The organism is Bacillus cereus group sp. BfR-BA-01350, from assembly GCF_022663775.1.
Classification (GTDB): Bacteria; Bacillota; Bacilli; order Bacillales; family Bacillaceae_G; genus Bacillus_A; species Bacillus_A paranthracis.
In genome coordinates, this window is the sequence record NZ_JAKUGD010000004.1 from 411,583 (window position 1) to 422,700 (window position 11,118).

Here is an 11,118-nt window from a genome sequence, read left to right on the forward strand (position 1 = left end):
GGCTCCTTTTTTAAGTTAAATCACGTTTTAAAAATACTGTATAGGAAATGATTAAAAATACAAATAAATACAGTAATAACATACATGATGCAAACGGGAACGTTACTCCATCAATAAAGCTTCCATTCTTTGCAATACTATATAAATCTGTGTTTGCTGGCAATAAATATTTCGCCCAATCATATCTAGTTGCTGCTAGTAATGCGATATTACCTGATAAAGCAAGAAATAGTGAAATACCAATCGCCCCTCCGCTAGATCTTGTTAGCACAGAAATCATAAATGCAAACGCTGCGTACACAATCGTCGGCAACCACGATAAAATATAATACTTACTAGCTTCTACAAAAATATTTTGTTTTATAATATTTCCATCTTGGAAAATAAACTCGCTCCATGCAGGCTGCTGGAATTTATAAATAACCAGTCCACATAAAATGGAGAAAATCATATTAAATATAAACAATAATGCTGCAAATATGACAATTGCTAAAAATTTAGCTGTCAAAATTTTAAAGCGACTTGCTGGTCGTATCGTTAAAAATTTATATGTTCCCCAGCTATATTCATTCGCAAAAATTGTACTTGCATACACGAGGATAAACGGGAGCAATATTGGAAATACGATAAAACCTGTATCTCTCATGAAAGAAAGCGGAGAACTACTTGCCGGTGCTGTATCTGTATCTAAATGCTTCATCTTGAGCTGATATTCCTTTACAAGCTCATCCCCAGATCGTTCCGCTAAAATTGCTTCTTTTTCCATGCCTAGCTTTTTCTCAATTTCTACAGTTCGTTCTGTATAATCAGCTTTCCATCCTTTTGTTTCCGGCTCCAAATACTTTACAGTAACCCATCCTAATCCGATTATTAATACTGCAATAACTGCAAATGGAATAATCGTTCGCTTTCGCTTAAATATTTTATACAATTCGTTATACACTAAATTAAACAATATCTTTTCCCCCTGTTAATTCTAAAAATTGCTCTTCTAACGTTTTTCTTTCTTCATATACACGATATACTTGAATGTTTTTCTCAAGCAATGTACGAATAACATTTGGGATTTCTTCATCTTTTACATGAATAAGTAAATCATTACCTTTTATTAAAACATCTTGGTCTAACATTTCCGCCGCTTTATTCGCATCATCTACGCGTATACGGATTGTCTCCATCTCTTCACTTTGATGATGCTGAATATTTTGCGTCGCGACATATTCTCCGTGCTGAATAATGATAACTCTATCACACATTAGTTCAACTTCTGAAAGTAAGTGACTAGATACAAGAACAGCTTTTCCTTGTTCATGTGCAATTTTCTTTATGTACATTCTCATTTCATGTATTCCACTAGGATCTAATCCATTCGTTGGTTCATCTAATATCAATACATCAGGATCGTGAATAAGCGCTTGAGCAATTCCTAATCGTTGTCTCATACCGAGTGAATATGCTTTTACTTTGCGATCAATGACTTGTCCCATACCTAGCAGTTTCACTACTTCATCGATACGTTCTTCTGTAACGTTACCATTCATGCGTCCGAAATATGTTAAATTCTCATAGCCACTCAAAAACGGATAAAATTCCGGTGTCTCAATTACCGCTCCAATTTTCGAGGCAGTACTTTCAAATTGCTGTTTTACAGATTGACCATCAATCCAAACTTCGCCCTCTGTCATACGAATCATACCGACCATCATTCTCATTAAAGTCGTTTTTCCAGCACCATTTGGTCCAAGCAAACCAACTACTTCACCTTTTTTAACTTCGAAACTAATATTTTCTACAAGTGTCTTTGAACCGATTCGCTTCGTTAACCGCTCAACCTTTACAATCGATTGTTCATTTGTCATGCTATACAACCTTTCCTTCCCATTCTTTGTCAGGTCTTTACACTGTAACATGATTATTTTTATGTGTAAAATGGAAAAAGGCATGATTTCTCATGCCTTTTCTTTAAACTGAAATGAATTTTCATCTTGTAAACTTTGAACAAATCGAATACATTGCACCATCGATAATAGAAGGATAACAATCATAATTATACTCACTACTACTATTGCATATATTGTAATCGGTGCACTATTTATCCCTTGTATTCCTGTTATTTTCATAAAGATAATCGTAAATAATTTTAAAAATAACATCCCATTAACTAATCCAAAAACAAACGCTGCTCCATAAATAAATAATTGCTCCTGACATAATAAACATAGTACATCATTTCTCTTCCTATTCTCTGCTACATAAGATTTAATTTCTTCTTTCCTCGCTTGCAAAAGAGAATAAGTCATTTTATATGTAATAAACGTACATATGAAAATGACTACGATAAACAACGTGTAAAAACACATTTGAAATAAAAGTGTAGTCCCTAATTCCCCAGCAACTACTTCATTAAATTGTAGCGATATCATAAAAAACAAAATCATAATACTCATAGCAATCCACATAAATTGCTTCATCCTTTTGGTAGCAAATGTTCTTATATTTTTTCTCGCTAACCGACATAAAGACATAAAATTCTTCCCCTACCTTATTACATACGCATTCTATACTACTAGTGTATAAAAATATGACATTTTAAACATCACACTACAATCGGAATTTTCTCTAAGTCTTTAGTCCTAGAAAACAAAAATGAACATGTTTATCTCTTTCGTATAGAACTAAAAAAAGAACACTAAAGCAGAAATGCAATTACATTTCCGCTTTAGTGTTTAACGAGGTGTAATTTTTAATAACTTAATTAATCTCATCCTCAACTTCTATTCTTTTCTTCTCTCTTGCAATTTTTAAAAACTCTAAAAGCTCTGGATTGCTATTCATTTTTTTGTAAGCGACTGACATTTCTGCAACAAAATTAGAATCATATAGCTCTTTATATACAACTTCGGTTTTATATAATTTATTTGCCGATACCGGTATTACTGTAATTCCAATCCCTGCTGCTACAAGTCCCATAACTGTTTGATATTCCGTTGCTTCTTGCACAATACGCGGGCTAAATCCAACTTCTCTACAAAGGGATAAAATTGTATCATACAAAGCTGGCCATACTGGTCTCGTAATAAATACAAACGGTTCATCCCGTAAATCTTCTATATGTATTTCATCTTTCTCTGCAAGTGGATGAGCCTTCGGTAAACATAAAGTACAAGATAGTTTTTGAATTGGCTCTAATTCTAATAATTGTGTCGGGATTGGTGGACGCAAAAATCCAATATCAATACGATTATCATGAAGTGCATGCACTTGATCTGGAGTAGATAATTCGTGTAATGCAACAGATACCCTCGGAAATTTCTTTCTATACTCCCTTACGATAGATGGTAAAATATCATATATCGCCGCACCTACAAAACCAATTGAAAGTGAGCCCACTTCTCCCCTTTGGGCACTTTGTGCAATCTCTACAGCTTTTTCAATTTGTTCAAACGCTTTTTTTACTTCTTTCAAAAACATTTCTCCAGCTTCTGTTAATTCAACCTTTCTCTTCGTTCTTGAAAATAACATAACTCCCATTTCTTTTTCTAATTGCTGAATTTGTTGACTAAGCGGTGGTTGTGTCATTTGTAAACGAGCAGCTGCTCGTCCAAAGTGTAACTCCTCTGCCACTACAACAAAATATTGCAAATGCCGTAATTCCATTTTGGACACCCTTTTCCATTTCAATTAATACGTCTAATATATTAATAACATATAATTTATATATTAGACAAATTTTTCGAATGAACGTATAGTAGAAATTGTTAATTCTTTTTTACAATTTTTATGTAAAAAAAGAAAGAGGGGGTTACTGTATGAAATGGTGGAAATTAAGCGGACAAATTTTACTATTGTTTTGTTTCGCTTGGACAGGTGAATGGATTGCAAAACAGGCACACCTCCCAGTTCCAGGAAGTATTATCGGTATTTTTTTATTATTAATTTCATTAAAATTTAACCTAGTGAAAAAAGAGTGGATACAGGACGGTGCAGACTTTTTATTAAAAGAACTTATTTTATTTTTCATTCCTTCTGCAGTCGCTGTCATACGCTACAAAGATACACTATCACAATATGGAATCGATCTCATCTTAATTATTATGATTAGTACACTTTGTGTCACTCTCGTTACAGGACTCTTAACAGAATTGCTACTAAAGCGGAAAGGATCCGTGCAATGATCGGCTTTCTTTGTTTACTATTAACACTATTCACATATTGGATATCGAAGAAAATGTATCAACGCTGGAATTGGAGCCTACTTTCTCCTCTTCTCGTCTGTCCTATTATTTTAATCGCTTTATTACTCGGACTAGACACATCTTATGAAACATATGAAACTGGAGGCCACTGGTTAACAGAATTATTAAAACCTGCAACAGTTGCTTTCGCGTGGCCCATCTATAAATACTTTGATTTACTCAAGAAACATGGAATAGCTATTTTACTTAATGTCATTGTCGGTTCGTTTCTATCAGTTATTACTTCAGCACTACTAGCAAATTATTTTCAAATTGATTCGTCGTTAGAACATAGTTTAGCACCTCATATTGTAACGACACCAATTGCAATGGCTATTTCAGAAATGATTGGTGGTATGTCACAATTAACAGCAGTATTTGTTGTTTTAACTGCGTTAACAGGAGCATTGCTCGGACCTTCTCTCATTCGTATATGCCGTATTAAAACAGCAATTGCAAAAGGTATTATGTTAGGAACGAGCGCAAATGGAACCGGTACATCAAAAGCATTCGAAATCGGTCCTGTAGAGGGAACAATCGCAAGTTTATCTATGCTTTTAACAGCAGGAGCTAGTTTAGTTATCGTTCCGCTTTTCTTATCGTGGATACATTGAAAAAGCAAGTGTTCAAACACTCGCTTTTTTATTTATGTATTTGTTTAAAATCTCATAATCCTCCGGGAAAGATAGCGTTAATTCCTTCATTTCCTCTATCCCCTTCCAAGCAATTTCATGTATTAACTCATCAGGATCTTGGATTTTCATTCTACCGCCTATTTTTTTTACGACATAATAATGAACGTATACAGGAACCCCGTATGTAATCCCTTCTTTTTCGTATATTTTACTTACAACTTCCACATTGTAACCTGTTTCTTCCCAAACTTCTCGGATACAACATCCCTCTAGTGTTTCTCCTTTTTCAAGTCCTCCACTTGGGACGGACCACCTTTTTTCTTCACCCTTTTGTCCTTGCAATACCATTAAAACTTCATTTCTTTCATTTACACATACTGCTGCACAACCTATCCATCTTTCCATATATATCCCTCCCCTACTACTATTCGTCTCCTTTTTTATTTTCTCCTTGAAAAAAGAGGAAAAAAGGAAAACAATGACGAAAATTTACATCAACTTCATAGGCAGTTCCTTCTTAGCAATTAAAAACGGAAGGATGAAAGCATGATTTCTAAATATGTTGTGGAATGTGTCTTTTGTGAAGAAAATCGAAAACCTCGCCAAGCTATCGTCACAGTTCCTGCTACTACTCAGATACTAGCCATTGCAAAAGTGCGTGCAGAATGTAAACGTCGTTTCGGAAAAACTTTATTATTACAAACAGAAATTAAAGAAGAAATAGTTTTTGAACAAAAAGAAAGCTGACCATAAATTGGTCAGCTTTCATATCCGATCATATTTTCACATGAAGATTAGGGGCATCCTCTTTAAGGATCGGGATTTTCCCATTATGTACGTTCCATAATGGTCATCGAACAATATATTTCTATACAATTAAATATTGAATAGAATAGGGCAAAACTTGTTCGCATTTTTAGAAAAGGGATAGGGATATAATTCAAGTAGTACTTCGAATACTCGAACTTTACACTCATTATATTAAAGCAAATCCTTTTATATGGGAAATATGAATTACTTACATAATTCATTCGTAAAACATATTAGTTTGCTATATTATTTTCATTCCATTAATAGCATACATCCAGCGAAAACTGGTGTCATAATCATTGAAAACTTCAAAAGCATACTTGGTGCATAATTTGTAAACTTCGCACCGATATAAGCTCCTAACATCGTCCCAATTAATACTTGCAATAATAATATATAATCTAGATACCCTTCTGAACTATACCCTAACCCACCCCCAATCGCAATGGGCAATATAACAAGCATTGTTGTTCCTACAGATTGCTGAATCGTCAATCCTAATAGAACCATTAATCCAAGTTGAATAAATGGTGCAGAACCAATCCCAAATGAACCAGCCATCATTCCAGTGACTAATCCAAGACATATACATTTCATTATGTTCTCTTTCGAAAAATCTTTAATCTCTGCTAAAAGTAACTCTTCCCTATTTTGAAACTTAATTAATTTAATACACATAAAAATTGCAGATAAAAATAACATCCCAGCTGTAAACCAATGAAGAAGATGTCCTGGTATAAGTGAACCAATTTTTGAACCGATATAAGAACCAAGCGCTCCACATCCCCCAACAATCCCGCCTATAGTAAGTACTACATTTCCTTCACGATAATGACTTATAACCCCAGATAATGTCGTAAATGCCATAGCAGTTAAAGACGTTGCAAGTGCAACGTGAATAGGAATATGGAATACTAACGTGAGTATCGCGATAATGAACCCGGCTCCCCCAGCTCCAACAAACCCTAATAAAATCCCCATTACTAACATCGTTATAATAATTGCCACATACTCTCCCTCCAGTAAGGCAATTATCCACCATATTCTTTCTTCTACACAAATAAAAAGCATCCATCTAGGATACTTTTCATTTCAATACTATGTACTTAATCTTGATTAATCAAAATAACCGCGGGGCCAGCGACTACTACTCCAGCTACTTCGATTTTTTCAAATTCCTTTACTGTAATAGATATAACGCCTTCTCTTTCCATCAATTCTTTACTCAGGACATCAGTCGGTATAGCTTTCACCGTCTTACCTCCTTTTCATTTATACAATATGCAAAAAACAACTTAACGCATCTATATATATGCATCACCTCCGCTTTCATTCCTTATTCCCTTCAAAACCCTTCTCTCCCTTCCGTAACGTATTGAAAAATAAAAAAAGCACTCGCAATCGCGAATGCTTTTTCATTATTTACTTTCTATTACTTTTAACATTCTATTAATAAATGCTGCCGATTCTCCACGCGTTGCAGAACCTTTCGGCATAAATTCATTATTTTCATTTCCTTTTACAATACCTAATCCATAAACACGTTGTACAGCTTGTTTATCATATGCTAAATCTTGATCTGAAAATGGTAACGAGACTAAGTTACCTTTAATTTTTTTATATTGCAGTGCACGGTCAATCATGATAACAGCTTCATCTCGTTTAATCATATCGTTTGGAGCAAATATACCATTTCCTCTACCACTTATTATCCCAGCACTTGCTGCACGATTAATACCATCTATTAGCGATGGATGTGCTGTATTTAAGTCATTAAAATTCGATGATCCTTCAGGTAGCTGCAATGATCTTGATATTAAATTTGCAAATTCACCACGTGTCACAAGGCGCTCTGGCCAATAAGAACCTTTTCCATCTCCAACCATAATACCGCGCTTATCTAATTCACGAATGTCTGCTTCATACCAACCACCCGTTATATCATCTTTATGGTTCGCATCATAATAAACTTTCGTTCCTTGCAAGAATGGTTCCCACCCATTACTTTTAATCATAATGGCTGGACAAATCTTCCCACTCCAAAATTGATGTTTTTTCACATTTTCTAAAGGAATATTTAATTCCCCCATTAAATAAGCTGCTAGTTTACGAGCATTTTCAACAGCTTTATTATAATCACCATCTTCGTTTACAGCAATTTCAATCGCAATTGATTCTCGATTCCCAGTTCCTTCTGCTCCATCTCCTGCATGCCAAGCATTTTCGTTTAATGGCAGGTGTTGATAAATCTCTTTAGCGTCTACCGTAAAGTGCCACGACGCTGAACGATCTTCCGTTCCTGTTGCTTGGTTATATAAATATATCGCATGGTTTCTAGCATTTGCCCCAACATTATAATTATCGGTCTCATGAATCGTAATATACTTCGGGTTCATCGCATAACCTGGACGAATATTTTCATTTCCTTTTGGTACAATCATTTCTTTTAAAGGTACACCATAAATATCCGTTGTTTTCTCTTCTATTGGCGCAGCATACATAGCTGCTGCACGTTTTGTACGTGTTGGTGCTGCATCTTGTATAAGTGAAGCTTTTGTTCCTTCAAATTTTGCTGAAGGTGAATGAATCCATTTCATCTCATTATTTATTTTTACTTGGAACCATTCTCCCGCCTGTCCAATTGCTTGAATAGTTTGCGGCTCCAGTACATTTTCTTCTTTGTATGAAGTAAATGGTTCAGAGTAAGTAGAGCTTTCTTCATTAATAACTAACTTTTCACTTAATAACGGGTGAATTTCTTTAACCTCTACATTTCCATCACTATTTTGTATCCATCCCGTTCCCGATGAAGTTTGAACATAGTAAGCGTTTCCTTTTCTCTTCTCAGCTTTTACGACTTGATTCGAAATACGAATCCCTGTCTCTTTTTGAAAATTACTAGAATCGTATAAAGGTACTTCTTTCACTATATGTACAAGAAACTCACCTTGCACTTCACTTCTTACTCCTTTATCTTCCCCTCGACCATCTTCATCTTTCATATGGTTTTCAATACTTTTTAAAGCTTGTTCATCAGATGAAACTGTAACAGTTTTTCCAAGTTCATTAGCGTAGGAATAGTTTGGAATAGTTACCATACCAAATACAATTGATGCAGCTAAAACATTATAAAATCCTTTTTTCATCATACTACTTAACACGCATATCATTAAATTCGTGTTAAAATTCCCCTCCTCAACCAAAATATAGATTATCTACTAAACTATTAAGCAACATAACCATTTACAATATAACAGACTCATTCCAATTCGTATAGATAGGAATGACTACTATTTGCCTACATTTACTATATTGGAATATAAAAAAGAAGCTATAATATATAGCTTCTCTCTACGGTTCTTTAATCGGTATGCACCTTATATTCCAAAACTTTACCATCTCTATCAAATTGTAAAACAAGATGTTCACTATCTATGGGAATAAAGCCACGTTCAGTTCCAAGATAGTACGAAGTGATAACCCCGTTTTCTCCATTTCTCGTTTCAGTAGGCGTTCCTAATAATTGTGTAATTTCTTCATTTGATTTTCCTGTTAATTTATATTTTTGCAATAGATCATCTACCATATGTACCCGTTTATCTTCAGCATGTAACCACCGATCTTGGTTAAACTTGGAAGTGTACGTATTCATACTTAATTGTGCAGTACATACTACTAACGGAATAAGTGCTACTATTAATACTCCCGACATTTGCTTCTTTTCTTCATTACGATTTTTAGCAACATATAAGATCGACTTTTGAATCATAACTAATAAAACAAATGGCATGACTATTATAAAAATGCTCGTTACACTTAATGACGTATGAGCCATACCAATAATAAACATAAAAGCAAGATACATGAGTATATACAAACAAATATAAACATACAAAATACCCCTTAATATAGCACTCAGAAAGCCCACCTCTTTTTAATTCATTATATAATTCATTCGATTAATGGTTTCTCGAAGTTTTTCTAACTCTTGACCTGTATATATTACTTTCCCCGTTAAGAATTCATTTCTGAAAAACGATACAAGTTGCTCTCTATCTTTTAATCTCGGCGTTTTTTCTTCAGAAAGATCTAACACTTCTTTCCCATTCTCATTATAAAAATATACAATCGGATTTATGTTTTCCTTTACAATATCAACTTGCATTTCTTTCAAACAATTGTATAGAATATGAGATAGTTTCTTCGCTCTATATACTGGGTTCCCGTCATTTTTCACTTGTATCGTTAATGAATCTTCACCTGTAATATATTCAAACGTCTCTTCTTTCTCTATCTCTTGTTGATACTTGCCAATTTCATCAATCATAAATGAATATGTACTAGCATTTTCTTTCGTTAAGCCATGAATTAATTTCCCTGTCCATTCTTTCGTTTCAAGTACATACATACCCGTTTTACTTAAAACAAGATGATGAATTCGAAAATCATTTCTTCCATGCTGATTTCTCATAAAAACATTCGGCATAATATGAAATTCATTATCTAGTATTATGCCTTGCTCTACGAAGCCACGCTTCATATACTGTAATGTTTCGTGTGTACTCACTTCGGCTCCATTTTTCGTATACTCTCGCAAATCTGCAATTAACTTTTGAAACATATGTATTTCGTTACTATGTTTTTCTTGCATTTCACTGCGTTCTTTACTATGTTGCACAGCTAATTGATTTTTCATCATACGCATATTTTCAAGTTCTCTCGCTGCACTTATTTGTAAATCATTGTATTTTTTCTGTTCCATATTTTTTAATGTATTTTGCTGCTCTTTATGTTCTGTAACCGTAGCTGCAATTTCATTTTCGTACGTTTCAATCGCTTGTTTTTTTTCAAATTCCGCTTGCTGACTCTCTGATTCTAGCTGTTTATTTTTATAAAACAGCACGAATACTGCAGCTAATAATAATAAAATTACACCTATTAGCACATAATCCATATTTTTTCTCCTTTATTGCATTTTCAATTATTTTTATAAACATCCATTATATTATACTATGCTTTTAATATACACTTTGTAAAAATTACATATTTATAATAAAAGGCATCTCAAGCGAGATACCTTTTACGTTCATTTGATTGTACACTATACTGAATATAACTCGGATCATAGTATATCCATTCGCTTTCACCTAAAGCAAGCCAACTATCTTGTTCGTCCAAAACTTCATATGATTCTCTTCTATTTAGCTGACGGATTATATTTGACTGTAAAGATGGTCCACCCCATAAATTTACATTATCGCCATTAATTACAGTAACACCACAGACTGCAGTAGCAGTAATGGGCAGGGAAACATTTCCACCACCATTTGTTCCATTTCCTTGCAAAGCTTCTAATGAAACCGCTGCTGTGACGACGTTTATACTATAGACATAAAGAGCAAACATATTTTATAAACAAAGTAAAAAAAGCCTTGTAA

At 34.1% G+C, this 11,118-nt stretch carries 13 protein-coding genes and 1 pseudogene; 3 read left to right on the top strand and 11 right to left on the bottom strand.

What is annotated here, in order from left to right; genetic code table 11:
• Positions 1-10 precede the first annotated feature (10 nt).
• The 4 genes from MR147_RS12665 to alsR all read right to left on the bottom strand — a co-directional run bounded on the left by MR147_RS12665 (position 11) and on the right by alsR (position 3,657).
• Complete coding sequence (locus MR147_RS12665) at positions 11-955, bottom strand: ABC transporter permease (RefSeq protein WP_046198981.1); 945 nt, start codon at positions 953-955, stop codon at positions 11-13.
• Positions 948-1,859: an ABC transporter ATP-binding protein gene (locus tag MR147_RS12670; protein WP_074608402.1), complete on the bottom strand. Its 912-nt coding sequence runs from the start codon at positions 1,857-1,859 to the stop codon at positions 948-950. Before MR147_RS12670 ends, MR147_RS12665 begins: the two co-directional genes overlap by 8 nt.
• Before the next feature lie 90 nt (positions 1,860-1,949).
• Positions 1,950-2,525, bottom strand: a complete 576-nt coding sequence (locus tag MR147_RS12675) for an FtsX-like permease family protein (RefSeq protein WP_000050622.1) — start codon at positions 2,523-2,525, stop codon at positions 1,950-1,952.
• A 226-nt stretch (positions 2,526-2,751) separates the two neighbouring features.
• Entirely contained in the window at positions 2,752-3,657 is a 906-nt protein-coding gene (gene alsR, locus MR147_RS12680) for an acetoin biosynthesis transcriptional regulator AlsR (protein ID WP_000423226.1), read from the bottom strand.
• Between the two features lie 152 nt (positions 3,658-3,809).
• Here alsR and MR147_RS12685 point away from each other — a divergent pair, with 152 nt between their 5' ends.
• Both MR147_RS12685 and MR147_RS12690 read left to right on the top strand, forming a co-directional pair.
• Positions 3,810-4,175 carry a CidA/LrgA family holin-like protein gene (locus MR147_RS12685; protein ID WP_000872364.1) on the top strand — a complete coding sequence of 122 codons (366 nt, stop codon included), beginning with the start codon at positions 3,810-3,812 and terminating at the stop codon, positions 4,173-4,175.
• Positions 4,172-4,849 (top strand): LrgB family protein, encoded by a 678-nt coding sequence (locus tag MR147_RS12690; protein WP_000578957.1) that lies wholly within the window; start codon positions 4,172-4,174, stop codon positions 4,847-4,849. The genes MR147_RS12685 and MR147_RS12690 overlap by 4 nt, the downstream gene beginning before the upstream one ends.
• A 12-nt stretch (positions 4,850-4,861) precedes the next feature.
• Here the strand turns inward: MR147_RS12690 and MR147_RS12695 are convergent, their stop codons facing one another.
• A complete protein-coding gene (locus MR147_RS12695) occupies positions 4,862-5,275 on the bottom strand; it encodes an NUDIX hydrolase (RefSeq protein ID WP_242304328.1) in 414 nt (137 codons plus the stop codon).
• Positions 5,276-5,416: 141 nt separating this feature from the next.
• Between MR147_RS12695 and MR147_RS12700 the strand changes: the two genes are divergently transcribed.
• A complete protein-coding gene (locus MR147_RS12700) occupies positions 5,417-5,617 on the top strand; it encodes a DUF3903 domain-containing protein (RefSeq protein WP_074608398.1) in 201 nt (66 codons plus the stop codon).
• 315 nt (positions 5,618-5,932) lie between these two features.
• On the opposite strand, the gene MR147_RS12705 is transcribed toward MR147_RS12700, so the two are convergent.
• The 6 genes and pseudogenes from MR147_RS12705 to MR147_RS12730 all read right to left on the bottom strand — a co-directional run.
• The gene (locus MR147_RS12705) at positions 5,933-6,688 is read right to left on the bottom strand and encodes a sulfite exporter TauE/SafE family protein (RefSeq protein ID WP_242304330.1); all 756 of its coding nucleotides are present in this window, start codon (positions 6,686-6,688) and stop codon (positions 5,933-5,935) included.
• A 98-nt stretch (positions 6,689-6,786) separates the two neighbouring features.
• On the bottom strand, positions 6,787-6,933 hold the full coding sequence (locus MR147_RS12710; protein WP_000644411.1) for a BC1881 family protein: 147 nt from the start codon (positions 6,931-6,933) through the stop codon (positions 6,787-6,789).
• A gap of 165 nt (positions 6,934-7,098) precedes the next feature.
• Positions 7,099-8,826 (bottom strand): S-layer homology domain-containing protein, encoded by a 1,728-nt coding sequence (locus MR147_RS12715; protein WP_242304374.1) that lies wholly within the window; start codon positions 8,824-8,826, stop codon positions 7,099-7,101.
• 215 nt (positions 8,827-9,041) lie between these two features.
• Positions 9,042-9,608, bottom strand: a complete 567-nt coding sequence (locus MR147_RS12720) for a hypothetical protein (protein ID WP_074608394.1) — start codon at positions 9,606-9,608, stop codon at positions 9,042-9,044.
• Positions 9,609-9,614: 6 nt separating this feature from the next.
• The gene (locus tag MR147_RS12725) at positions 9,615-10,634 is read right to left on the bottom strand and encodes a nuclease-related domain-containing protein (protein WP_000386801.1); all 1,020 of its coding nucleotides are present in this window, start codon (positions 10,632-10,634) and stop codon (positions 9,615-9,617) included.
• Positions 10,635-10,783: 149 nt separating this feature from the next.
• Positions 10,784-11,053: pseudogene (locus MR147_RS12730) on the bottom strand (SH3 domain-containing protein); the annotation flags it as partial.
• Between the last annotated feature and the right edge of the window lie 65 nt (positions 11,054-11,118).

What these genes read in the sequence shown, in the direction of transcription:
- MR147_RS12690 (WP_000578957.1), top strand. Translation starts at nt 4,172, where the DNA reads ATGATCGGCTTTCTTTGTTTACTATTAACACTATTCACATATTGGATA.
- MR147_RS12725 (WP_000386801.1), bottom strand. Translation starts at nt 10,634, where the DNA reads ATGGATTATGTGCTAATAGGTGTAATTTTATTATTATTAGCTGCAGTA.
- MR147_RS12715 (WP_242304374.1), bottom strand. Translation starts at nt 8,826, where the DNA reads ATGAAAAAAGGATTTTATAATGTTTTAGCTGCATCAATTGTATTTGGT.
- MR147_RS12670 (WP_074608402.1), bottom strand. Translation starts at nt 1,859, where the DNA reads ATGACAAATGAACAATCGATTGTAAAGGTTGAGCGGTTAACGAAGCGA.
- MR147_RS12675 (WP_000050622.1), bottom strand. Translation starts at nt 2,525, where the DNA reads ATGTCTTTATGTCGGTTAGCGAGAAAAAATATAAGAACATTTGCTACC.
- MR147_RS12695 (WP_242304328.1), bottom strand. Translation starts at nt 5,275, where the DNA reads ATGGAAAGATGGATAGGTTGTGCAGCAGTATGTGTAAATGAAAGAAAT.
- MR147_RS12700 (WP_074608398.1), top strand. Translation starts at nt 5,417, where the DNA reads ATGATTTCTAAATATGTTGTGGAATGTGTCTTTTGTGAAGAAAATCGA.
- MR147_RS12685 (WP_000872364.1), top strand. Translation starts at nt 3,810, where the DNA reads ATGAAATGGTGGAAATTAAGCGGACAAATTTTACTATTGTTTTGTTTC.
- alsR (WP_000423226.1), bottom strand. Translation starts at nt 3,657, where the DNA reads ATGGAATTACGGCATTTGCAATATTTTGTTGTAGTGGCAGAGGAGTTA.